Annotated in this window: 27 protein-coding genes; 5 read left to right on the forward strand and 22 right to left on the reverse strand. The window is 57.3% G+C overall.

Going from position 1 to position 24041, the window contains the following annotated elements; genetic code table 11:
• Positions 1-83: 83 nt before the first annotated feature.
• The 16 genes from traV to DU29_RS0110325 form a co-directional block, all read right to left on the reverse strand.
• A complete protein-coding gene (traV, locus tag DU29_RS01000000129810) occupies positions 84-584 on the reverse strand; it encodes a type IV conjugative transfer system lipoprotein TraV (RefSeq protein WP_050483101.1) in 501 nt (166 codons plus the stop codon).
• Positions 585-594: 10 nt separating this feature from the next.
• Positions 595-1911 (reverse strand): TraB/VirB10 family protein, encoded by a 1317-nt coding sequence (locus tag DU29_RS0110255; RefSeq protein WP_028621629.1) that lies wholly within the window; start codon positions 1909-1911, stop codon positions 595-597.
• A 12-nt stretch (positions 1912-1923) separates the two neighbouring features.
• Positions 1924-2964 (reverse strand): type-F conjugative transfer system secretin TraK, encoded by a 1041-nt coding sequence (locus tag DU29_RS0110260; RefSeq protein WP_028621630.1) that lies wholly within the window; start codon positions 2962-2964, stop codon positions 1924-1926.
• 178 nt (positions 2965-3142) lie between these two features.
• On the reverse strand, positions 3143-3784 hold the full coding sequence (locus DU29_RS0110265) for a TraE/TraK family type IV conjugative transfer system protein (protein ID WP_028621631.1): 642 nt from the start codon (positions 3782-3784) through the stop codon (positions 3143-3145).
• Positions 3784-4071, reverse strand: coding sequence for a type IV conjugative transfer system protein TraL (traL, locus tag DU29_RS0110270; protein ID WP_011077985.1), 288 nt, complete (start codon positions 4069-4071; stop codon positions 3784-3786). Before traL ends, DU29_RS0110265 begins: the two co-directional genes overlap by 1 nt.
• Complete coding sequence (locus tag DU29_RS0110275; protein ID WP_011077984.1) at positions 4068-4853, reverse strand: DsbA family protein; 786 nt, start codon at positions 4851-4853, stop codon at positions 4068-4070. Before DU29_RS0110275 ends, traL begins: the two co-directional genes overlap by 4 nt.
• A gap of 87 nt (positions 4854-4940) precedes the next feature.
• Positions 4941-5588: a DUF4400 domain-containing protein gene (locus DU29_RS0110280; RefSeq protein WP_016502349.1), complete on the reverse strand. Its 648-nt coding sequence runs from the start codon at positions 5586-5588 to the stop codon at positions 4941-4943.
• Positions 5581-5937 (reverse strand): hypothetical protein, encoded by a 357-nt coding sequence (locus DU29_RS0110285; protein ID WP_011077982.1) that lies wholly within the window; start codon positions 5935-5937, stop codon positions 5581-5583. The genes DU29_RS0110280 and DU29_RS0110285 overlap by 8 nt, the downstream gene beginning before the upstream one ends.
• 14 nt (positions 5938-5951) lie before the next feature.
• On the reverse strand, positions 5952-7781 hold the full coding sequence (traD, locus tag DU29_RS0110290; RefSeq protein ID WP_011077981.1) for a conjugative transfer system coupling protein TraD: 1830 nt from the start codon (positions 7779-7781) through the stop codon (positions 5952-5954).
• A complete protein-coding gene (mobH, locus tag DU29_RS0110295) occupies positions 7778-10330 on the reverse strand; it encodes a MobH family relaxase (RefSeq protein WP_016502348.1) in 2553 nt (850 codons plus the stop codon). Before mobH ends, traD begins: the two co-directional genes overlap by 4 nt.
• A 100-nt stretch (positions 10331-10430) precedes the next feature.
• Positions 10431-11474, reverse strand: a complete 1044-nt coding sequence (locus tag DU29_RS0110300; RefSeq protein WP_016502347.1) for a YqaJ viral recombinase family protein — start codon at positions 11472-11474, stop codon at positions 10431-10433.
• 184 nt (positions 11475-11658) lie between these two features.
• The gene (locus tag DU29_RS0110305; RefSeq protein WP_011077978.1) at positions 11659-12162 is read right to left on the reverse strand and encodes a hypothetical protein; all 504 of its coding nucleotides are present in this window, start codon (positions 12160-12162) and stop codon (positions 11659-11661) included.
• Entirely contained in the window at positions 12143-12322 is a 180-nt protein-coding gene (locus DU29_RS0110310; protein ID WP_016502346.1) for a hypothetical protein, read from the reverse strand. Before DU29_RS0110310 ends, DU29_RS0110305 begins: the two co-directional genes overlap by 20 nt.
• Before the next feature lie 95 nt (positions 12323-12417).
• Entirely contained in the window at positions 12418-12627 is a 210-nt protein-coding gene (locus DU29_RS0110315; protein WP_017848002.1) for a hypothetical protein, read from the reverse strand.
• 234 nt (positions 12628-12861) lie between these two features.
• The gene (locus DU29_RS0110320; protein WP_016502344.1) at positions 12862-13953 is read right to left on the reverse strand and encodes a RecT family recombinase; all 1092 of its coding nucleotides are present in this window, start codon (positions 13951-13953) and stop codon (positions 12862-12864) included.
• 67 nt (positions 13954-14020) lie between these two features.
• Complete coding sequence (locus DU29_RS0110325; RefSeq protein WP_011077974.1) at positions 14021-14533, reverse strand: single-stranded DNA-binding protein; 513 nt, start codon at positions 14531-14533, stop codon at positions 14021-14023.
• A gap of 422 nt (positions 14534-14955) precedes the next feature.
• On the opposite strand from DU29_RS0110325, the gene DU29_RS0110335 reads away from it, so the two are divergent.
• From DU29_RS0110335 to DU29_RS0110355, 5 genes are all read left to right on the forward strand, one after another.
• Positions 14956-15513, forward strand: a complete 558-nt coding sequence (locus tag DU29_RS0110335) for a hypothetical protein (protein WP_011077973.1) — start codon at positions 14956-14958, stop codon at positions 15511-15513.
• Positions 15514-15519: 6 nt separating this feature from the next.
• A complete protein-coding gene (locus DU29_RS0110340) occupies positions 15520-16368 on the forward strand; it encodes a DsbA family protein (RefSeq protein WP_011077972.1) in 849 nt (282 codons plus the stop codon).
• A gap of 409 nt (positions 16369-16777) precedes the next feature.
• A complete protein-coding gene (locus DU29_RS0110345) occupies positions 16778-17686 on the forward strand; it encodes a ParB/RepB/Spo0J family partition protein (RefSeq protein ID WP_011077970.1) in 909 nt (302 codons plus the stop codon).
• A 10-nt stretch (positions 17687-17696) separates the two neighbouring features.
• Positions 17697-17870, forward strand: coding sequence for a carbon storage regulator CsrA (gene csrA, locus DU29_RS0110350; protein WP_016502343.1), 174 nt, complete (start codon positions 17697-17699; stop codon positions 17868-17870).
• 81 nt (positions 17871-17951) lie between these two features.
• Positions 17952-18788, forward strand: coding sequence for a hypothetical protein (locus DU29_RS0110355; RefSeq protein WP_011077969.1), 837 nt, complete (start codon positions 17952-17954; stop codon positions 18786-18788).
• 307 nt (positions 18789-19095) lie between these two features.
• On the opposite strand, the gene DU29_RS0110360 is transcribed toward DU29_RS0110355, so the two are convergent.
• From DU29_RS0110360 to DU29_RS0110385, 6 genes are read right to left on the reverse strand one after another with little or no spacing between them, the layout of a single operon-like run.
• A complete protein-coding gene (locus DU29_RS0110360) occupies positions 19096-19341 on the reverse strand; it encodes a DUF2274 domain-containing protein (protein WP_008294947.1) in 246 nt (81 codons plus the stop codon).
• On the reverse strand, positions 19338-20615 hold the full coding sequence (locus DU29_RS0110365; protein WP_008294946.1) for a TrbI/VirB10 family protein: 1278 nt from the start codon (positions 20613-20615) through the stop codon (positions 19338-19340). The genes DU29_RS0110360 and DU29_RS0110365 overlap by 4 nt, the downstream gene beginning before the upstream one ends.
• Before the next feature lie 2 nt (positions 20616-20617).
• The gene (gene trbG, locus DU29_RS0110370; RefSeq protein ID WP_008294945.1) at positions 20618-21622 is read right to left on the reverse strand and encodes a P-type conjugative transfer protein TrbG; all 1005 of its coding nucleotides are present in this window, start codon (positions 21620-21622) and stop codon (positions 20618-20620) included.
• Positions 21619-22323 (reverse strand): conjugal transfer protein TrbF, encoded by a 705-nt coding sequence (trbF, locus tag DU29_RS0110375; protein WP_028621632.1) that lies wholly within the window; start codon positions 22321-22323, stop codon positions 21619-21621. Before trbF ends, trbG begins: the two co-directional genes overlap by 4 nt.
• A gap of 17 nt (positions 22324-22340) precedes the next feature.
• Positions 22341-23729: a P-type conjugative transfer protein TrbL gene (gene trbL / locus DU29_RS0110380; RefSeq protein ID WP_008294943.1), complete on the reverse strand. Its 1389-nt coding sequence runs from the start codon at positions 23727-23729 to the stop codon at positions 22341-22343.
• On the reverse strand, positions 23726-24040 hold the full coding sequence (locus DU29_RS0110385) for a hypothetical protein (protein WP_008294942.1): 315 nt from the start codon (positions 24038-24040) through the stop codon (positions 23726-23728). Before DU29_RS0110385 ends, trbL begins: the two co-directional genes overlap by 4 nt.
• Position 24041: the final 1 nt, after the last annotated feature.

Raw genomic sequence — 24041 nt, forward strand, 5'->3', positions numbered from 1 at the left:
AATCAGTTGACTTTAACCATTTACTAATCTATTGGCACAAACCAAAACACCTTGCCGAGGCAAGGTGTTATTAGCAAAGAAACTCACTTTTTCTTGTCGGCTTCACTAGTGCTTATTACCGTCAAGGGACGGAGGGTTGGTGTCGCTTGTGGATTGCGAGCTCCAATTTCCCAGCGACGCGCTTCCACTTCGGTATAAATGAAGCCAGGAACATACAGATCGCCTTTCTCGTCCTCCCATGGATCAATTGCGATACGCATGACTACAGCCTGCGAGCGGATCGGAAGAGGATTTCTCGCTCTCATCGGCATTGGGGCGTTGTCCGATCCTTCTGCGATAAGCACGCGCGTTGCGCCGGTACCTGTTGATTTATCACTGCCGGCCTCAACGCCTTCTTGTTCTTGCTTCAGCTGGGTTTTGTAGTCATCACCCTCAGTTGCCGAATAAACATCTTTTGCGGACATGCAAGTAACGCCGCTCGGCATACCTTTACATGCATACTCACTTGAGCCTACGTTGAGAAGATTTGTGCAGCCAGTAGTCAATGCAGCAATTGCGCTTACAAGGATAATTTTCTTAATCATCACGATTTCCTTAATTGTTTACGTCATTGACTTTGAGAGTTGCTGCATTGAACTTAACGGTCATGCCTTTATTGACGATAAAATCAACATCACGCATTGCGTCGATTTCAATAACAGGGAAGATGCTTTCAGCCATCTCGAGATAGAAGTCGGCGACTCGCTCAAGAGCCGTCCCCGCCCCACTGAAGCCGGCCGACTGAAGTGCATTGCTATCGAATGCCTGCTCGTAAACAGGAGCAACGGTGTCGCCGTTATCTCCAGCGCGGGTGACGTTGATGGTCGGTACCTTTTGAACGTTGAAAGCACTCGCGACCCCCTGCATGAAGCCAGCCATAAGGCTTCTTGCAAGGATTTGGCCCTGCTTGCTGACCAAACGGCCACGGATGCCTGCCTTCCCATCCTCGCCCGTTGCGTATGCCTCCAGGCTGGACTCCAGCACCGAACCATCATTGCGTACGCACGACAGGCGCTCCGCTCGCAGATAGGCTCTTTCCGAGCTGAGGTCACCCCAGCCGCCGGCGATCAGGAAGCATTCGCGAAAATCAGCCCTGAAGCGGTTAGGAAGGATTGCTTCATTCTTGATGCGGATCAGGCTCGGGAAAGGGTCGCGTTGTGCCTGCTTTCCAGTTGGCGCGTCCATACCTGTGACCAAGACGCCAGACAGGATCGATCCAGCGGGCAGCGTCACAGATAGCTCCTCAGGCTTGTCGCTCTTTCCCTCGTCTTCCTTGCCCTTTATCACCCGGATCTTGGGCGTTTCCTTTTTCTCGCTTGATCGCGACTTAGGGTCTTCCGGTTGCTCAGGTGGCAGGTTCGAGTAAACGTCAGTCAGATCTGCCGGCGAGCTTGTTACTTTGTTGATGAATGCCGATTCGCGAGGGGGGATAGGGGAACGCGCCTGGTTGGCGGTGGTGCTGTCGGACGAGTTATCACCGCTCTCACCAGTGCCTTTCTTTTCCCGTCCAACCCGCGCCAGCTCCTGCTGAAGCAACTGGAGTTCTTGCTCCAGGCCGCTTACTTTTTCTTGCGTATTTTTGAGCTGAACGTCCTTTTCTTTCTGCCCCATCACGCGCTCAAGGCGGTTTTGCTGCGCCTGGAGCTGTCGCAGTTGGCTGGCGATCGAGTCCAAGCCCAACGCGCGGGGGTCTTCATCGGTGAGGATGGCCTCTACCTGAGGCTTTGCCGCTGCGCGTGCCTTGCGCTCGGGGCTCGCCGCGTTCATGGCGACGCCAACGATAGTACCCACGACCAGAACCGTCCCACCGATGGCAAGCATCAGCTTGCCTCTGGGCGTGAGTTTTTCGAGGAATTGCTGAATCGCTTTCACTGATGGTTCCCCTTACTGCAACAGGCTTGGACGAGTGGAGCTTTGCGGTACTTCGGTCGGAACCCGAGTGACGACAAACACTTCTGTTTTCTGGCCAGGTTCAAGCACCTCATCTGGCCATGCGCTTACAGCTGCTCGGTGAGGGTGCGTGCACGAGCCGTGATCGAACTCAACGGTTCTGGCCGACACGTTTTCGGCGGTGGCCACGAAGACTCTGAAGTCATGGCCCTCGATCAACTGCGACTTGCTGAAATCGAAGCTGAGGCTTGGCTGCGCACAGGCGGGGATCTTGTTGCCGCTGGTAAGCGCACCGAAGCTGTATCCACGCGGCAACTTGCCTAGCGCCATTTCGCGCATGAGGGAGCGAAGAGTGTCCATATACGGCTGAGAGCGTTCCCACTTCCGCGCCTGGCCGCTGTAGTTCGTCGACGAGGTTACGGGCATGCCGCTCGCCAGCCCTTGTACGTTTTTCGCCAGGATCAGGTTCGCCTGGATGGGAGGTACGCCCTGCGGCAGCAAAGTCAGGGATATTGCAACAGACTCATCGTCCTCAGGTGTGACGAACATGGTCACCGGCTTCTCATCCTGAGTCGTGACGTAGATGACGTTTCCGCTTGTCGAAATGTCAGCCTCACTGACGGTCTGGATATGAGGGTTATCGAACGGCGTAACCAGACGGTTGATTTGGCCTCTGCTGATCGGAATCAGAGTGTTTGTGCCGCTTGCAACGACCACATCCTGGCGAGACTCGATGGGCTGAACAGGAGTGGGCTTCTTCACAACGCTGGCCGGCACGCTGGGGTTTTCAACAGAGCCCGGAGTAATGGCAACCAGACGTGGTTTCTTTTCCCCCTGCGGCTCTTCCTGTCGCTCAGGACCGCTCTCTGGAGAAGGCGCAGGCTTGGCAACCACTTGAGGCTGCGTACTGGCAGCAACTGGCATGTTCATACCCGGTATCTGGATCTGCTCCTGGGCAATAGCAGGCATTACGGCAGCCATAGCCATTACGAGCGCAGCTGGCTTGAAGAAATGGAGGGAAACTGGAAGTGACATCGAGACGACCTCTGCTCTGAGTTGTCGTCAATTCTGGAGGGCATTCAGACGCTTGAGTCGCGTTTTCAAGCAGCTTTTGCGTCTGAAAACGGAGGGGAATTTTGCGTAGGCGTTGACTGGCGATACCAACGAAAAAGCCCATGCCAAAGACATTGGCATGGGCTTCTTTCGTCGCAGCTTAGCGCTCCTGATTCTTTCTCTTCTCGCGCTCCGCTTGTTTCTCCGCCTTGCTGTTCTCGCGATCAACCACATCCTGAGTTCGAGCATCGCCAGAGTTCGTGCTGAGCCAACTCAGTACTGGCTTATAGTCTTTGATCACAAGCTCAAACTCATAGGTTCGGTTGCTACGCTTTTTATCGCCAGCCGGCCCTTCGCTAACGGAGCGGCCGGTAACGTAGAACTTGTTCTCGTTGAGGTTATCGCGGAGCACCTTCTGCGGCTCGAAGCTCAGGGTCACACGATCCTGGCGGATCTGATGAATCTGGGTATCGAGAACCTTCATCGTGTCTTGATAGATCGCCTTATCGAGGATAGGACCTAGGGCATCCTTCACTACAGAGGCATTATGCGGGGTGACATTGCCCAGCATCATCGCGATGTACAGAGCCCATGCGTCGGCGTATTCACCGGAACTTTGCGTTTTGCTGACCCAGGCCGTCTCAGTCAGAGTGGGTGGTATCACGGTGACCACTTCATCCTTGTTGAGAGCAGAGCAGGACACCAGCAGATTGCTCAAGACAAGGCCAGCAACGGCAATGCGCAGAAACTGATTTTCTCCGCGCATGCCATCAAACGAATTGCTAAGCGACTTTAAAAGCATCAGACGAACTCTCTCTCGTAGGAATTGGGCATGGATCGCACTCTCTTCCGGCCGATAGCTCCCCAGTGCCAGTAAATGGCGTGAAGCAGAAAGCCGTCAGGGCGGTTGTCGCAGAAGCGGCGATAGAAGCGAGCGAGCAACAGACCTACCACCGTGCAGAGAATCAGCTGTGCCAGAAGAACGCCGGCAACCAAACCGATTCCGATCGGCATCACCTCATCCAAACGCCAAAACATAACGTGAGGCGGCTGGTCGATGTATGCCGGGATTTTGATTGGCTCACTCACTTGGCACCCCCTGCTTTGCTGATGCTGGCAATCGCTTTGAGGATGCCTTCATGACTAGCGTTGGCACCTTGAAGAACCATCGACATACCTGTCTGATTGTCCAGGAGCAGGGTCGAAGGGGTCTGTTGGATGCCCAGCTTTATTGCTTGATCGAGGTCGCCAGTTACTCGCTCGATGGCCTGCTTTGAATCCGTGCAGGCTGCAAAACGCTTCCCATCCAGGCCGAGCTCGGTCGCAAGGGACACGAGCGATTCTGAAACCCCCTTGCCGTTGCCACCTGTTTTATCGAATACCGTCTGGGTGTACTTCCAGGCAGCATCTGAGCCACCTTGCTCACCAGCACACTCGATAGCTAGGGCTTGTCGCCGAGAGGCCTCACCAAGCGCGGGGACATGGAGAATCGCGGCATTGATTTGCCCCGCCGACGACTCGATGAGTGCTTTCAACAGGGGAAAGTGATCGCGGCAATAAGGGCATTCCGTGTCCGTCATCTCGATAAGCGTGTACCGAGCAGATGAGGAGCCATAGATCCAGTTGTCCGGAGCTGCGGGGATAACATCTTCTGGAAGCTGTTTGAGGTTATCGACGATCTCTTGGATCGCGGCGGGGTCAACTGCCTGTGCTTTCGCAACAGACAACTCACCCTCAAGGCTTTTGACCTGGCCTTGTAGCTGGCTCATCGTGGTGAAGTGGTAGTACGAGCCAACTACCAGAGCGGTGGCAAGGGCTGTGATAGCAATAGCAAAAGGGATCGTTTTCGATGGTGTCGTTTTCGGTGCCATAAGGATCAGCCTGTCGTGGTGTTAGGGGCATTCTGCGGACAAACACCGCCTGAAAGTTCCGTTTTCAGGCGGTTTTATGGTCAGAATTCAAATGCGCTTTGGCAGGTTGCTGATCAGCACGGACAGCACGACAGGCAGCATGATGACGATGAAGGTTGAGATAACGAGCGGCGGTAAAGGCAGAGGCATCAACACGCTGAGTACGATGAGCATTCCGCCCCATGACAGGACGATCGCGGCGTTGTTATTCAGGAACGGTGATGAGTAGTCGAATCCATGCCGCTTGGCATTCCAGCGCATCCATCCGGCGTAAATAGCCGGCACCAGAACCGCGATCAGCAGTGGTAACCAGTAAAGCGTTAGAACTATCCGGTAAACCATCTGGTAGATGATTTTCTGGACGGCCTCACCTCGGGACTCGAGGTACCGAAACCACCAATCCACGTTCTTTTCGAAGGCATCCACGGTGCCGCCTCGAGGCATCAACATGTCGGAGACAACCTTTTTTGCCCCGGAGTCGATGACAAGTGCCGAGTAGTAGCGATTGGTTTTCTCCAGCACCTTCTCCATGTCCGAATCGCCAAGCAACTCAATGCCCCACTTCCGCTCCTTCAGCATCACCGTATCCACAAGCTTGTTCGGCGCGACGGTTGCCAGCATCAGGATCAGGACGAAGAAGAACGCTATAGAGGCCATAACGCCCTTTGGCCACTTCTCTTCAAGCATCTCAGCCATTGATCAGGTACTCCCGGATAGGTTGCGGGACATTGGTTGTTTCGCACCACAGGACAACATCATCCGGTGCAGGGGCGTTGCCGTAGCTCGTGAGGATCTGGAGGATGTGGCCAAGCACTACGCGAAGCCGGATGAAGTCGCTGATACCCTCGCGACACATACGCTGGTAAGCCACCAGCACGTCGATCAGGGCTGCGCCAATCACCTCGGGTTTATGACCCGCCTCAAGCATCTTGAAGATGAATTGCGTGCCACAACGCCATTCCAGGTCAAACGTGCGCAGCCGAGTTGTTGAGGCCTCATCCAGGCCAGTGAGCCGCTGAATTTCTAGTGGAATCGAGACAGTCATTTTTTGCTCCGGAATCAGTTGGCAGTCGGGCCGGTAAGAATGGGTAGTCGCCCCTTGCGGATATCACCGCCCGCAAACACCGCGAGATATTCGAGGTCTGGTAGCTCGCCGAGGAGCGCTGTTGGGAAGCGCTCACCCTCCTCTTGCATAAGGCGCTCACCAACATTCCCGCCCTGCACCACCCCGCCTTCACCTGCCGAGTTGCCCTGAGTACGCATCACGTATTTGTAGCGAGTTGGCGTCATCTTTTTCGCCACGAACTCCTGCGTATCGGTATCAAGGATGCGGAGGCAGATGATGTTATTCGCGTTCCCCAAAACCTGCATGGCCTTGGCTTCGTCACCCATGCGGGCCTTGAAGTCGGCGATGGTCTGGGTTGCGATGTAGAGGTTTATCCCTGCGCCGCGGCCCTTGTTCAGCAGCTGGATGAGCTGGTCATTGATCACCTCGGCGGCCTCGTCGACAAAGATGTTCACCGGCTTAGGCAACCTGTGGTTGTAGATCTCGCCCGCGGTCGACGCCAGATCGGCCAGGGCCAGCGACCCGATGGTTGAGCCCACCATCGGGTCGGCAAGCGAGTCGAGGCCCAGGTAAAGAACCTGGTCGGCATTGATGACCGAGTTGAGGTCACTGATTCGGCGCGGGTCTTCGTCGTCGATGTGCGGGGAAAGCAGCGGCCCCATTTCACCGGAGGTGAGCATCACCAGAATTGGAAGAAGGCCAGCGATCATCTTGCTGAAGTGCGATCGCTCGTGCTCGAGCATGGTGAGCAGACCTTCCAGATCGGTATTAGCCTCAACCTTCGCGATATCGTTGTAATAGACCTTCCGTAATACCTTCGCCTTCTCTTCGGTGTTCCGAACCTTGGCCGAGAGAATTGCTGAATCGGCCATCCTCGCGAATTCATCTTCACCGAAGACCTTTGAACCGAAGGCCATGACCACCTTGATGGTTAACCCTGGAACATCTCCCTCAAGGGTTCTCCTGAGACCAACAAGCGTGGGCAGGATGTTGCAGATCAACATGGCCTGAATCACGCTATTCAAGGACATTTGAGCAAAGGCTTGGAATGGATCGCCGGCTTCGCTTTTCATCAACACTGCCACACGGGAGGCAACTTCCGTTGCCCGGCCGTAGTTCTTTGTTAGCGACAAACGAACCGACTTGTCCGGATGTGCAGGGTGGAAGTATTTGAACAGGCTGGCCTTCCCCATCGCCCTGCATGTGCGCTCACACGTTTCTGCTAGGCCTTTATCGCCTTTGGGATCGATTACGATCACGGGTTCACCACGAGCAATACACTGAGATATAGCTAGGTCGAACCAGCGGGTCTTACCGGCCCCTGTTGTGCCCAGGACGAGGTGGTGGATCGAACGCTGATCTGCTGGACGGAAACATGGTTCCTCCTCATCCATACCGATCCCGTGTATCCATTTCGTACCCTTAACCTCAGCGTTGCGGCGGCCACGCTTACCGATAATGGCCTCAATATCCATCGCCTGGAGCTCGAATGCGTACTGCCCGTGCCGCTGTCGCCAAGGGAACGCCTCGCCGAAATAGAACTCGTGTGGGTGTCTCTTCACCAGCTCGATCACCTCCTCCAATGTGATGAAGGATAGATCTGCTCCAACGAGACAGGCTTTTGCCCGGTGGACACGGAGGGCCCTTGGTATGGCCGCCAGGGCGAATCCAGCTTGCACGCCAAGCGTTATCAGGTATGGGGTTACCGGCATCTCCGTAATCAGTTGAACGGCGGTACCGGCAAGCATGGAAGAACCCCACGCAACAGCTTCCCGCGCCTCGTAGTTTTTCCGCCAGTAACTCGTGTAATCCCATTCACTCATTTTTTGGGAAGCTCCTCGTAAAGGGGGCGAACGAAAATCTTTCTGCGCTTGGCGACCTTCACGGCATCGCGGAAGCAGAACACCGCGTTCTCTAGGGATGTTGATGTGATCCCGAACTGCTCAGCGACATTCGTGAGCATGTAGGTTGTGAGGCTGAGCACAGGTGAGCCGCCTATCTCCTCAAGTACGGCCTTCTCGATCAGCGACTTCACAGCCTGCTCGAGGCTTGGGATGTCGGCTTCACGAAGCCGCGACAGGTGAGGAATAGCCCAGTCCAGCTCCGCTAACTTGCAGTAGATGACGCTGTAGTCGGCAGTGAGCATGAAGCCTTCACGGGACTGTAGGGTCCGGGTCAGGGCCGGACCTTCGACCGTAATGTCCTGCCACAACCAGCCCGCATGGACGAGCGGGTGGATGTCCTCAGCAAGGAAGGAAGATTTTCCCAGTCGAACGAATACCTTGTTTCTTGCTAATGCCGCGTTCTCGGGGTCTTGAGTCGCGGTGATGAGCTTTTGGGCAAGATCAGGTTGTTGTTCCAACAGGTAGCATTCGTGCGCTGTAAGCTTCGAGACGACATCGGCTGGCAAGATGCTGGAAGCGCATGGCACCTCCTCCGCGACGCGTCCGACCTCTCCGTCTTTCTGCTTCTTCGATTCCGCCGGAGGCGTAGTTTTAGGCGTGCGTTTGCCTTGCCCCATGATGGAGTTGAGGGAAATTTTTTCCTGACGAGGCAAAAGCTCCTGCGCACCTTGCCCTGGTCCAGCCTGCGGATCAGCATCAGAGAGATCGGAGCTAATTTCAGCCTCAGCGGCCGAGAGTGTTTCTTCTTGATGGGGATCAGCCGCCGGCGAGTGAGGACTCAAGAAAAGCAGCATTTCCTCAAGGCTGGCAGGTGGCTCCTGAGGTGCTTCTTCCTCCTCCTCAGCATCCAAAGCTTCCTCTGGTTGGGAGGAAACAATTACCGCCGTTTCGTCAGCCGCCGACTCTGAATCCACATTAACAGGGGCGTCTTCGACGGGGTTCTGCGCTTGTTTGAGGCTAACCCCTGAAGAGGCGGTTGTTGGTACCGGAGCTGCTTGCCTTGGAGCCGCTTTTTTCTTTCTTGCTGGCTTCGACGATGCGGATTCTTTAGGAGGTGTAGGACCCGAATCAGCGTCAGTATCCCCGCTCGAGTCTCCAGTTAGATCGGCCCCAAACAGGTCTTCCTGATGCTCACTCAGCGCGTTCGCTGCTGCGCCAGCCGTATCGTTAGGAGCAATGACATCCTTCTGCTTTCCCTCCTTCCCAAGGCCGATGGAAACTGGCGGCGGAATCGGTGTGGTTGGAAAAAGGATGTCCGGATTCACAAGCTTCATGCAGCGCAGCGCCGGGCCTTTGCCGTTCTTGCGGAGAAGGTGGGGCGTAACCAGCCAGTACAGGTCGCCGTTTGGGGCTCTCTCTGCTATCCCGTGCTCTACCAAGGAACCAATTAGCGTGTCAGGTGATCGCGGGATGGCCACAACCCCATCACCGACCAGCATGCTCACAATCTCCTCGGCACCCTGGTTCCAAACGATGTAGATGCCATCAGTTGCAACCCATACGCGGCCGCCAGGCGTGTTGATCTTCCAGGTTCCGTCACTCAGCAACCGCAGCATTGCATCCGACACCAACCGCGGTACCGGAACACCTGTTGCATTGCCGCCGCCATTATTCGAGCCTCGATTGAGGTCACGCTTGGTGGATGCAGAGTCGGCCCACTTGACCAACTCGGTCAGAGGCGAGCTTCCGCTCCCGGAAATTGCATCGAGGAGCGCTTCGTAGATGTCGTGGCCACCTTCAATCAGCCATGCCTGTACGGCTGGCGGAATGATCCGTGTTGCTTGCGCTACAGAGACCTGAACGTGATTCCCATGCCTATTGGAATTCCAATGCAGGAAATAGCGGGTCAGCTTGTTGCGCACAGACCAGTCATGAAGTGTTTCCTGCGCGTAGATCCACTGGTTGTTGCCTTCAAAATCGGTGGCACGAATATCTGTGAGTGGCTTCCCTGCGTCGTGTAGCAGCCCCGACGCGATGCCCGCGACGTACCACCGACGCAAGCGCATGCTTCGCCGTGCCGGGGTCTCGTTTGTATCAAAGGCTGTAGTAAGGCACCCATCCAGGGTGAGCGAGGCGACCTCAAGGCTATGTCGGAGCAATCCGCCTGGGCCGGAGTGATGGTGGTTCTCCGACGCCGGCAGCATGTGCGCCAATTCGGCGAAATTCACCAGGATCGGCTCAACGTAGAGCTTGAGGTCACTGGCAGGCATCCCGACTGAATGAATAATCCGATCGAACAGTTCGTGCTGATAATTGCGCATGAACCACTGCCCGCTAACCAGCCCTGGATAACCCTCTTGGTAGGGTGGGTACCGAAGATTTCGCCAGTTATGGTTCTCCAGGTACCGCTTGATCTCAGGAGTAATCATCTGCTCGGCCGGATGCGCGAAGCTGTCCGTAAGGGCACGCTCGCTTCGAGGCCACAGGCGTTTCAGGAATGAAAATGGAGGCATACGCTTCTCGGCCATGTTGTGTGCTGAGAATGATGCGTGAGGGATACCGCCTTGAGTTTCGTTTTCAGGCAGTTTTATGGTCGAAAAAAAGCCCGGCAAGTGCCGGGCTGAGGGGTTAGAACCAGAAGGTTCCGAAAAACTGTGACGGCTCTTCGACCGTCTCATTTATTGTGTCCACCTTTTGCCGTATGCGGGGCAACGGCTCAGGTTTGGCCTTACTTTCATCGTAGGAGGCATCCACAGAGACCCGCGTAGCCATTGACGAACCGGTCTGGTGTCTCGCGATCACATCGGGCGGAATAACCGCCTCCAGCTCCTGCGCAACACCTTTCCAATCCACAGTGCCAGCCACTTCGTAGCTAGTGACTTTCACACCCAGAGCATCGGCCCGGCGGAACTCCCCCAGCAACGGCAGGATCTCGGCCTCAAGGTCTTTTGCTTCCTTGGTGAGCACTTTCAACTGGGCCTTCAGCTCAGCAATCTTGCTCTCCTTCGCCCTCCTGGCATTTGCTAGCGGACGCCATGCAGCCAGGTCCAGCCTATCCAGCGGAATAACGTCCCGCTTTGGATCGGCCTCAGGCGGCACACCGCGCATCACCAGCCCCCAGAAGATTTCTTCTGCCTGAATGATTCGTCTCACCAGAAGGTCATCCCAGTCAACGATCAAACAGCAGGGTTCATGCTTCGGCGACCAAAACCACAGGTAACCGCGCCGTGCTCCACTGACGATCATCTGATGCATCACTTGCCAGCGGTACAGCTTAAATGCCTTGCTATGCTCCCTGAGTTGCAGCACCTCCAGATGGTTGGTTTCGGAGAGATTCTTGATCTCTACCGGAGACTTGTCATCCAGAACCCCATCGAACGATGCCCGAATAAAAGGGTATGCGGTCGACTCTGCACAGAACGGCAAAGCCATCTTGCCGTACTTATCCTCAAAGGCTTGTAGCGCTAGCGGTTCGAATTTGACTCCCCTCCTAACTTGCGGGATTACCGACAAGTCAGCTGGCTCGACAATTCCGACCAGTTCTTTCCAGAGTTCCAGTGGCGTTTTATCAGGGTTCTCACCCATGACGACCGCGCAACTGGTTGCACTCATGCCTTCCCTTCGCCACGCATGCCACTCGGGAGTCCGCTGTGCGATGTCAACGATCTTCATTGCTGACACCCTCATAGAACTCCAGCAAGCAGCTGGATTCAAAGGTCTTCATCTGATTTCTCCTTTTCTCAAGTTCACCACCCTGGCTCGAAAACCCAAGTGGCACCCCCGAAAAGGCGTAACCCCAGAGGGCTTTCGCCCCCTGGGGGATATTCTTTCTCTGGTGTTCCAGTGATGCTCACGCTTACGCAACCTTTGCGTAGCGGGAGTAGATTTCTTCTCGCTTGAGCATGGCATCCTCGAAGCTCAACTGACCTGCATTGCAAGCCTGAATCACTGCGACGATCTCCATGCCGCGCTGCCATTCAGCAGTACCCGACAATCGATCAAGCGCCCCCATATCTAGAAGTGCGTATCCATCGTCAAGCATGTCGCCAATGCACAGCTCCGGCGTGTCATGCGTGCAATGGCCGGTGAAGCCATCACGTTGAAACGCCTGCCACCGAAAGCGCCCTTGCTGAGATGCGTCTGGGATAAGAACACCCCAGGCATCCCGGCTCCGATGCTTCAGCGTCAAGCCAAGTCCGTGGATAGTGAACTGACAAAGCAGGTACTCCAGGAGAATGAGCTTCACCTGAAATTGCTCGATCATTTCGTCAGCGTATTCCGCGAACGCCCCACCCTCTTCTTTCATCTCCCCCCAGCTAGCAAGGGAGTCCTTCAGCCCCTCAACGGTTGACGGTCGCATTGTTCTGCTCTCCTGGAAGGGAGTGGGTCAGAACGGCAAAAAAACCCGGATGGGCCTTCTCTGCTTTGTCGATCGCGTCGCCGAAGGTGGTTGCTTCACAACGGAAGGTAACCTTCTGCTGTGTATGCAGGATGGTCATCGATAGGATGTAAGTCCGCATGGTGTATCTCCTTCTCAGATTTTTAGCCCTGAAAAAGAGGCACCTTCCCTGTGGGGGCGATGCCCCCTCAGGGTGATGTGTATTGCGGCTAAGTCTCAGTAAACAACGTCGACCGAGCGGCACAGCTCGTTGTAGTGATCAACCAGCTGATCGAGGAAATAAAGAAGCTGAGGCCCTGTGAGGGGCGTGTTTGGGCCGATCATTCCGGCCTTCACCAAAGCGTCTCCGATTGCGGAGGCCAGTAGATCCCTCTGTTGTTCAACAGGGGGATCTAGGCTTTCTGCATCTTGGGTATGAGTTGCCATATCGTTTTCCTTTCAGAGAGCGACAAGGGCAATCACCTGGCGGGATATGCCCCGTCAGGGAGTTTGTTTGCAGATGCCTTACGGCAGCAGCAGGGTCAGAATGAAGACGATCAAGTCAGCCATCTGATTGGTTCCTTTTTAACTGACGGAGCCCCCCTTACGGGGAAGCCCCGTAGGGTTGTGGTCAGTTCGAAGCGCCCTATGCAAAAAGGCCCCCCAAAGCGTTTTTTGGCGTCACTCGCCTTGCGACTGAGCAACGTACTGCGCAGATTTCAACTGAGTTACAGCGTAATCCCGAGCAACTACAGGCCACGTTGAAACGTACTCGAAAGCAGGTTCCCAACAATTGGCAGCACGGGCGCGCCGAACGACTTCCGCAACCTTGTTGATCGTCTTCTTAGGCAGATCAGCAGGGGGCGGAACTTGGCTTCCGTCACGGACAACTTCACCTTCAATCACGTCATCTGCCGGGGCAGGATCTGCAACTTTTGGATTAGCCGACTGTTCGGGCTGAGCATCAGATGCCGGTTGCTGATCAACCTGGTTAGAGGTAGGCAGCGGTTCAGGTTCCACGACATCAGCAGCGCCCATGTATCGCTCAACAACTTCAACTGGCACATCGTTGGAAGAGAACCCTTCCCCAGCGTCTGTATTGAGGTACTGAATCACTCCGTCCAGCTTTGAGCCGGTCTGAGGCCAGTATTTCCTTGCAATCTTGATAGCCGACTTCTTGCGCATGGAGTCTTCGAAGTCGACCCAGGGGCCTTTCTTCTTACGTTTCCACAGCTCCGAAGCATCTCGAGCAGCATTGATTTCATCCGCGGTCACCGCCTCAACGTGAACGCGGCCATCAGGCAGAAGAGCTTCGACGTAGCAACCTACAAACTCCCCACGATCAGCCTTCTTGTCGAAAGGGTTGAACGTATGGGTCGGGCTCTGTCGCTTCCCTCTGTACTCGAACTTGTCTTTCGAGTAGACCAATTCAACGATGCAATCACGGATCGCACCGTCGTTTACAGCGACCTTGACCATGCCCCTCCAGGACACGTCCAAAACCACCTGCCCGTCTCGGGGCACCAAGTAGGCGAGCTGTCGGGATTGATTAAGAGTCAATCCGTAAGCAGCAACCTGGCTAAAGGCATTTCTAAGGCTTAGAGGGTTAGTCGTAGCGCACTTGCACAGATAGTCGTTGTTCATCATGGCCTGCGATGCAAACAGCAGCTCATTTTTGAACATCACGTCAGTCTTCGACGACTCCACTAGCTTGATGAACTTTTCTTCTTGCTTCGCAATAATTGCAACTGCGTTTTGGAAGTTATCGCTCATTTCATTTTCCTTTCTAAAAAGAAAACGCACCCGAAGGTGCGTTAATTCTTGACTGACTTCTGCCTGATTAGATGATGTTTAGAAGCAAACGGCTAATTGGGGCAAAAGGTATGTCGTCGTCGAAGCTGTCAAAGTGCTGATCATGCTGTGGAGCAGGATCGCGTGGTGACTGACTAGGACGTTGTTGCTGTTGCGGACGCTGCTCACGGGATTGCCCTTGAGAGTTGTCGCGCTCTGGCCTTCCACCCAGGAGCTGCATTCTGCCCTGCATGTCGACGATAATTTCGGTGGTGTACCGTTTGATACCGTCTTTTTCCCACTCTCGTGTTTGAAGCTTACCTTCGATGTATACCTGCGATCCTTTCCGCAGATACTCACCAGCGATCTCAGCGACTTTCCCAAACAATGAAACACGGTGCCATTCGGTCCTTTCGACTTTCTGTCCCGTTTGCTTGTCAGTCCACTGTTCACTTGTTGCAAGGCTGAGATTGGTTACTGCATTACCGTTAGGTAAGTAGCGAGTTTCTGGATCTTGACCACAGGTGCCAACCAAGATCACTTTATTTACGCCGCGAGCCATAGTATTTCTCCATTTAGATAGAACTACGGGGCGGCATTACCCCAATACGGGGGCAATAGCAGCCCCGTTGGGGTTTGGTTTTTCATGGGTTTTTGGTTGTACTTTTGAGACGGCCAACAAGCCGACCATGCGACGAGGCGCATGACTAAATCAGTCCACACATGTGGGCTGACTTAATCTGGGAATTCATGATGGTTGAGATTCAACCACGAGGCGCTGGGCCTGTAGATGGACTGCAAGGCATGCAATCCGGATTTATAACGCCGAGCTACTCGACGTGATAGGAAGTCTGCAACAAGCAGAATCCAATGGCAAGCGGGTTTTTTGTCCGCGTTTTTTCAGTCGCTTTTTCGTCCTGAAAACGGGCCATCCCCTTTTCTGTACGGAGGAAAATGATCCTTACCAGCCTCAGAGGATCAACCATGCACCACCTTAAATCTCTATTGCCGCTAGGCCTGGCCATTGGCTTGGCGCTCACAGCGGGTTGTGCCAACAAGCCAGAACCCCCTGCCCCAGGCACGCCATTCGAGGTCGCAAGCTACGAGCCCGATATGCGCGAATACCACACCAGCTGGGGGCATACGGGCCGAGGCGGTGCAGCATTGCGAAAACCCACCTATCAACCCGTTCTTGGCAGCCTCGATGTTCTCGAGACCCCGGCCGGGAAGCTTCACCCAGAGCTGCAAGCACGCCTTACAACGAACGATAGCGTTGCAGTCCCATCATCCATGTTCCAGGCCAACTGTGCTGACTCTGCAAATGTGGCGCAGGCCTTTGCTCTTGGCCAACCCGCCGCAAGCGAGCGCATCGTCACCTTGGCCAACGCGGCCGGTTCGGTCGATGACTACATTGCCGTCCGGAACAAGCTCTGCAAAGGGGCTCAACGGTTGAGCTACGAGGAGTGGGTCATTCTCGTCGAAGGCACCCCGAAGGATGTCCCTCTTCACCTGAAACCATCTCTTCCGCCCTCCTATAAGTGATCAGTCATGCCTAAATTCAATCCCACTCTCGCTACAGCCATTGGCGTTTCAATCGTGACCTCTGCCGTTGCTGTCGGTGTCTCTGTCTACATGGGACAGAGCTACACCGAAATGGCGGTGAAGAAAGCCCTCGTTGAACAGCTGCCAGGGGCCGTCGACAAAACCCTCAAGGATCGCGAGATCGAGAAGATCAACGCCGCGAAAGCGAAAATCCTCTCGAATTGGAGCGGCGCAGCTGACACCAGCATTGAAGGTCGGCACATCTACGGCAGCATGGATGCGCAATTTACCCTGGTCGAGTTCAGTGACCTGGAATGCCCGTATTGCAAGCGCTTCCATGACACGCCCAAGCAGATGGCTGACAAGTCCGAAGGACGTATTAACTGGGAATGGCAGCATTACCCCCTGGCCTTCCACAACCCTGTGGCCGAAGTGGCAGCTCACGCATCTGAGTGCGTGGGAGAGGTCGCCGGCAACAAAGCCTTCTGGGCATTTACTGGCGAATGGTTCGCTCGCACTCAACTCAATGGCCAAGGTGTCGAGGACGTAGAGCGTCTTGCGCAGGAGGTTGGCGCGCCCCTTGATGCCTATCGTCAGTGCATGGAAAGCGGCAAATACCAAGCCTTGATCGAAGGCCAGGTGAAGAAAGGCACGAACATGGGCGTCACCGGCACGCCAGCAACGGTCGTAGTCGACAACCTCACAGGCAACAAACTGCTGGTGAAAGGTGCGCAAAGCACACAGGTGCTACTCCAGACCATGCAGCAGCTGGTCAAAATGCGCGACGAGGCTCCCAACCAAGACAAGCTGGATACCCCTGCTGAGGGCGCGGCCAATGAGATCGGTGCTCAATAGGCTGGGTGAATGGGCCGACCAGCTAGATTTCGGGGGCAGTCATGCGCTTTCTAGCACTCGTGTCGCTATGACTCAGCAGCTTGAAGGTCGGGCAGTTCTTTTCCATGCGCTACGCAGGGCCAGTACCTGGGATGAGGTTTTCGATCTCATCTCAGCCAACGGATACAGCCTCATTCCAAACGGAGAGGATTTTATCGCCGCGGACACGAGTACAGGACTTATGTTCTCTCTCTGGGATTGTGGTCATAGTCGGCTCGTATTTGAGGAGAGGCTTGGTCGTTTACCGGATTTACCACCCATGAGTCGATGACTCCAACCCCGCCCCGGCGGGGTTTTTCTTGTGCTTGGGATATTCCAGAGCGGTGATGTACTGGGCACGACCTCAACGAACGTATCAGGGAGATACGCCATGACCGATCTACCACGCATTGCATCGTTTCGCCAGTTGGACGAACACCTGAAGAAAACTGGTGTTCCACGCGACGAACAGATGATTCGCAACAACATCTACATTGCACCGCTTGACTGGTTTGCTATTGAAGAAGGCTTCAATCTGAGGCCAATCGATCCTGACCATGCGGAAGGCTTCGCCAAGTCTTATGAGCAGGGCCTGTATGTGCCTCCAGTCGTCGCAGAACTGAAGATCATCGACGGCAACCCTCGCCTCGTGATCCGAGAAGGTCACCATCGCCTTACTGGCGCGCGCATCGCAGATGGGCGCGGTGCAAATCTTCCAGGACTGATGGTCAACGAGTTCAAAGGAAATCAGTCCGACGCTGTTGTGATGATGATCAAGACCAGCGAAGGCAAAGAGTTGCTGCCGCTGGAGCGAGGAGAAGGCTACAAGCGCCTGGCCGGGCAAAACTGGAGTCCAGCCCAGATCGCCGATCGCATGAACAGGAGCATCACTCATGTTGAGCGACTGATGCTTCTCGCCAACGCAGAGGAGAACGTCAAACAGCTCGTTCGCGAGGGGGTAATTAAAGCGTCTCCCGTCATCGATGTTCTGGTGGAGCTGCGAGGAACTGGGCAAGACCCGTATCCAAAGCTGCTGGGGATGATCGAGGGGGCTAAGGCCTCCGGCCGTACCCGCGCAACGGGCTCAGACGCCAACAAAGCGCTGGGCAAGTTCAAAGTGACACCTAAGGAGGCCATGAGTGCGTTCAGCGCACTGAGCGGCCTTACAGGAAGCCTGCGTGATCAACTCAAGTCCGGTGGCGATGCGCAGCATGAGTTGCGGCTTGACTCGAAGGCGGCGGAGTCGCTGCTGAAGATCCTGGAGAAGTATGAGGCCAGCCAGAACACGGCTGAAGCCTGAGGAGGCGGTAATGCTGCACATTGAGCGCAAGGTAGGGGAGTCGATTCGGCTAGGCACCGACATACAGGTGATCGTCACAAAGGCTGCAAACGGTACGGTCAGATTGGCGTTTGAAGCGCCGAAAGAGGTGAAGATCTACCGCGAAGAGATCTACCAGCGCATCCAGAACGAAAAAACACCCTGATCACATAGTCAGTTGTTCGACTTCGCTTGGGATCACCGCCGAAGACGGTAACCTATGGCTATCGAAAAAAGGAGTTTCACCATGAAGAACAGCAGTATCACGATCCGCACCGGGCTTCTCGCCGCAGCTATTGCCCTCCTGGTCGGGTGCTCTTCCTCGCCGAAGGCTCCCTCCGTGCAGCTACCTGATCCGCAGAATGTACCGAAAGAAAAATGGTCCGATGCGATGCACGTTTTGACTGCCATGAAGATTTCTGGCCAGCGCGACGTGCCGCGTGAAATGGCTGAGACCTTCGCCAATTCAGCACCAGGCCGCACCAGCGGGACAGCAGGCGCTGATGCTGCGATTGCCGGCGTCAGTCTCGCGGCACCGCCAAGCGGCTTTAGTGGTGGAGCTGCTGCAAGCGTAGGCCTCGGCCTTATGATGCTTGGCGGGTCGAGTGACCCTGCGCACGCAACTCAGGTTGTGGCCTGGGTGCCGGCTGATGAGGCCTCCTCCCCTGAAGAGGCATCTGCACTTGCACTCAAGAAGGTAGAAGAAGCCCGCAAGAAGGTCTTTGAAAAAGGGATGTCGAAGCTACCAATGCATGTTGGTAAATACCCGGATGGCCATTCCCGTGCTTACGCATCGTTGGCTGATAGCTACGCTGAACGTCCTATCCCATTCACCGACAACGCCGCCCCTGCACCTGACTTCGTGAAGTCAGCCGCTGCATACGGGCCTATCTTCATTCGGGACAATCAATTCGTCCTTGATGCCTCAAAAAATGGCATGACGCCATCTGAAGCCATGCTACTCGCATCGCGCTATCTACCGGATTGGGTCTACATCTACCATCCTGGCCAGAAGCTGCGGAAGAACTCAATTCCCGCAGCAATTTTCAATCGAGGCGAGGCCAAGTACTTCGTCGGCAAATAAGTCAGCAGCAATAAAAAATGGCTGGCGTCAAGCATTGTGTTGAAATCACGCGAAGCTTGAAACCATATACGGGGCAATAGGTTAGCTCTGTTTCATGCCGTTCGCAGAGGATGCGGCATTGTGGGCTGGGAGCCACATAAGAGCCTGGAGAAAGAGAGTCGAGTCGCGTTGCAGCGATGGAGATTGCCAATGGCTGGCAGGCTTGTTCAGTCATCTTAGCCGATTCCCTCGCAGCCTATCCAGAACGAAGAACGCGCAGCGTTGGGCTGCGCGTTCGAGGGATGGTCAGTCTGGTTCTAGTGCATCTTCAGCTTGGCTTCGGTGGCACGGCCTTGCTGCCGTTTCCTTTCCTGAATCCCCGATCCCCCGCCATGAACGCCTCCAGCATGTGCGGGATCAGCGCCGAGGCATCGACCGCCTCGCCATACGCCTGCGCATGCAGCGCGGCATAGCGGTCGAGATCGGCTTTCAAGCTGGCCGGGCAAGCGAAGGTCAGCTTGACGCTTTCGGTCTTGGGTAGCGGCCCCAGCCGCAGTTTCTTGGTCGTGCTCATCGAGAAGTCCCCTTGTTGAAGAACAGCGGCTGATAAGGCCGTAGCACCAGATCGCGGTTGAGGATGATGCGCACCGGCAAACCGGGGCGGCTGGTCAGCGTGGGTTGGATGTTGAGATTGCGCCGGGTCACTTCCTGGCCGACCTGGTTCACGGTGTCCTGCAGGCTGTCGCGCCCGGCGATGATGACGCGATCGCCGTCCTGGCGGTTCTCAGGTGCAGCCAGTTCGGCACCGACACCCAGCAGCGTGGTCAGCACGGCACCTGCAAAGATCCGATCCCAATGCCAGTCCACGTCGTCTTCCAGACCGGCGTAGCCCGCCGGGTCGGTGCCGATCAGGTTGTCGAGCGTGAGCGAAGACGTGTCCGGCAGGATGATGCGGTTCCACACCACCTGCACGCGACTCTGACCGTAGCTGACTTGGCTGTTGTACTTGCCCAGGATGCGCGAACCCTGTGGGATCAGCAGGAACTTGCCGGTGGCCGTGTCGTAGATCGGCTCCGTCACCGTGGCGATCACGTCGCCCGGCAAGTCCGACTTGATGCCCGTCACCAGCGCCCCAGCGACCACCGTTCCGGCCATGACCTGATACTGCGAAGCCGGCAGGGTCAGATTGCCGGAATTACGGGTTTCCGTGGAACCACCTTTTAGGAACGCCTCTTTCTGGTCTTGCCGGTTCTGCACGGCAGTCGGATCAGCAGGCTGGGCCGCCGTCGAGGCCGGGCCTGCGGCCATCGGATCGAAAGCGGAATTGGCGGCGAAGCCTGGTGCGGCAGCGACCTGCGACTGCGCTACGGGCGCGGCCTGCGGGGAACCTGTGCGGAAGAATACCGATGAAGCTGCCGCCGCTTCTGCCTCCTTGCGCAGCGCATCGTTGGGGTCGTAGCCCGACGCGGCATAGGTGGCGGCGACCGGCTGCTGCGAGTTCACGATGGCTGGCCCCAGATCACCCGGCAGCGGTGGCCCCAGCTCCGGCACGTCAGGCGGCAGCGCTGGCAGCTTGGAATAGTCCGTCGGCAGCGCATCCAGCCCTTCCGAGCGCGAGACGCGATCCACGTTGTACAGCTCCGTGGATTCGCCTGCACTGCGTTGCTGCGGTTGCAGCGACCAGATCAGTGCGCCCATGATGCCGATCGACAAGCAGCCGGCGAGGATGGCCAGCGTGCGCCGGTTCAGGCGCGTGACCGGGCGCGGTTGGGCGCGCAGCGCCACCGCCTCGGGTGCCACCTTGTCCGCCCGCTGCGTCGCAAGGTCGGGAATGTCGTCCTGGCTCATGCTCAGTTCCTCCCGGCGATGCCATCCGTGCGCTCGATGCGCACCACATCGCCCTTGTCGGCCCCCAGGCGCAGTTCTGCCGCACCGAACAGCCGATCCACGATGTAGTACGGCGAGCGAAAGCGGTAATTCACCAGTTGCCCATCGCCCTGCGCACCGATGACAAACAGCGGCGGCAACTCGCCCTGGGCGATTCCTGCCGGAAACTGGATATAGACCTTCTCGCCATCATCGAAGGCGCGCAGCGGCTTCCACGGCGGATTGCTGCCACTGATGGCATAGCGAAAGCGGATGTTCTCCAGCGACAAGCCTGCATCGACCGGCGCGGCAGCGCTAGCAGCATGTGCCTGGCGCTGCAAGGCCAGCATCCGATCCTTGGGGTAGTCCCAGGACACCGACGCCATCCATGCCTTGTCAGTCGAAGTCAGTTCCAGCAGGTACGTCCTGCGGCTGGTGGTGATGACCAGATTGGTCTTCAAGCTGGAACGGATAGGCTTGACCAGCACATTGACGCGCAGATCGGCACCGCTGCCGCTGGAGGTATCGCCCACGATCCAGCGCACGGTATCGCCCGCAGCGACCGTCACCAGTTCCTCGCCGGGCTGGAGCGCGATCACCGTCACGCGGCCCACAGACGCATAGACCTGGTACAGCGCGCCATCGGTGAACGGCCAGACCTGGATCGCATTGACGTAGCCCTCGCGGGTCGGTGCGATGCGTGCTTCTGCATTGGCGCGGGAGACGCGCACCTTCTCGTCAGCAGGCTCCGGCGTGGTCGGGGCCGAATCAATGCCCTGCAGCGGCTTCAACTGTGCGGGCAGCGCCAAGGGCTCGGGCACTGTCACGACTTCGATGGGCTTGGGCGGCTCGGGCAATGGCTGAGCCTGCACCGGCTCATCGAGCGAGATCGCCGGCGGCGGTTTGCCCTGCGTGGCGCAGCCCGCAAACAGAACAGTCGATGCCAGCAGAATCACCGGCAATGCGGTCTTACGGAAACGTGCATTCATGGTTTGGCTCCTTCAGAAGAATCCAGTTCACGGCTCCACGACAGGCCATTGACGTAGATGCCCAGCGGGTTGCGGCGCAGGCGTTCTTCGGTGCGCGGGGTCTGCTGCACGATGGACACCACCGCCGTCCATCGCTCCAGCCCGGCAGCCGCACCATTGACATAGCGGCGTTCCGTCCAGCGCACGTTGAACGACGCATCGCTGGCGCGAACCACACTGGTGATCTGCACCGTCACCGATTCCTTGCCGATGCGGGCAAACGGGTCATGGGTGCGCGCATAGTCGTTGAGTACCGCCGCGCCCCGGTCAGTGGTGTAGTCGTAGGCATCTAGCCAGTTCTGGCGCACAACGATGGGATCGATGGACAGCGAGCGCACCAGCGTCACGAAGCGTGCGATGTGGTGCGCCGTCTGCGCATCGGTGGGCCGGTACGGCGTGGCTGCTTCGCCCACGGTGCGTACCTGGCCGGACTGATCGACCTCGATGACATAGGGCGTAACGATGGACTGGGCCGATCGCCACACCAGGCCACCGGCCATCAGCAGCGCGAGTACCAGGCAGCCGAAGGCCATCAACCGCCAGTTCTTGGCCTGCACGCGGGCCGAGCCGATGCGCTCGTCCCACACTTGGGCAGCGGCTTGATACGGAGTGGCAGGCTGCGGCGTGTCGGCATAGCGCACCTGCGGTCGTTTGAATCGCATGGAGTTCTCCTTGAAAGTCAGCTATCGGAATCCCTCAGGCTCGGGCCTTGGCCCGAACCGCCACCGTCGCCACCGCGCAGCGTGTGCGCGGCCGTGGTGGTGGCCTGGGTGAGTCGTTGGCGGCGTTGCAGGCGCTTGGCCCAGCCGGGTTGCCCCTGCTTCTGCGCGTTGGCTGTGTTGCCAGCGGCATCGCCTGCGGCGGCTGGCCCTGCAGTGCCACCGCCTGAGCCGCCTTCTGCGCCAGAGCCTTGCCAGCCTGCTTTGAATGGCGCGACCGCCTTGGCCGCTGCTGCCTTGATGCCAGCACCGGCGCGTTGGCCTGCCGCCTGTGCACCGCCCTTGGCGACATTCCCCAAACCTGCCATCGCGCCCTTGGCCCCGCCGCCCGCAGCGGCAGAACCGGCCTGGAAAGCCGACTTCGCACTGCCAGCCGCCGAGGTGGCGGCCCGCGCGCCAGCCCCGGCGAGCTTGGCGGCAGCCGGTGCCATGCGTGCCCCGGCCATCACGGCACCACCCACGCCGGTGGCGGCGGCACCTACGGCCACCGCCGCACCTGCGGCACCCACAGCAGCGCCCGCCATCGTGCCGGCACCCAACTGCGGTGCGCCGGATACCAGGCCCGTGGCGATGCCCGGCCCGAAGATCCCCAACGCCAGCAGCGTCAGTGAGGCCAACATGACGACCACCGCATGGTCGATGGACGGCTCGGCCGGATGCACCTGGAACTCGGCGAAGAGGCCCGAGCCGATGCCGACGATGACCGCCAGCACCAGCACCTTGATGCCCGAAGACACCACGTTGCCCAACACTTTCTCGGCGAGGAAGCTGGTCTTGTTCCACAGCGCGAACGGCACCAGTACGAAGCCCGCGAGCGTGGTCAGCTTGAACTCGATCAGCGTGATGAAAAGCTGGATCGCCAGCACGAAGAAACACAGGATCACCACGGCCCAGGCCAGGAACATGACCACGATGGGCGTCATGTTCACGAACACTTCGGGGAAGCCCGCCATGTCGCTGATCTGCTCAAGAATGGGGGCCGCCGCGTCGATGCCGGTCTTGGCCAAGCGTCCCGGTTGCAGGAATTCGCCCATGCTCATCGTCGAGCCGCTGGCCGTCAGGCCCAGGCCCGCGAACGAGCGGAAGACGATGCTGGCGAGCCAGTTGAAGTTGTTGATGATGTAGGCGAAGGCGCCGACGTAAAGCACCTTGCGCAGCAGTTTGGCGATCACATCATCGCCCTGGCCGGTGGCGTGGCTCATCGCCCAGTACAGCCCGGCGATGGTCATGTCGATGACGATCAGCGTGGCGGTGAGGAACGCGACTTCGCCCTGCAGCAGCCCAAAGCCCGAGTCGATGTAGCGCGAGAAGGTATCGAGGAAGCGGTCGATCACTGTCACGTCATTCATGGCACGTCCCCCTCGAAGGGCATGGCGTCCTGGTCACTGATGGGTATGTCGAAGCTCGGCGGGATCGGCGGCAGATCGGCCAGCGTGCGGAACTCGTCAGACCCGGTTTCACCGGCGAAGAAGCGCCGCCGGAAGGCCTCAGCCGCGGCCAGGCAGGCGTCTTCGCCTGCCGTCGTCCTGTCGGCCGCACACTGCGCACGCAAAGCCTTGAGTCTCACGGGATCGGCGGCCAAGGCAGCGGCCAGGTCTTCGGTCGGCTGCTGACTGCAAGCGACCAGCAGCACGGGAAGCAGCAAGGAAACGCATCGCATG

The sequence above is a fragment of the Pseudomonas sp. Ant30-3 genome (assembly GCF_000690905.1).
Classification (GTDB): Bacteria; Pseudomonadota; Gammaproteobacteria; order Pseudomonadales; family Pseudomonadaceae; genus Aquipseudomonas.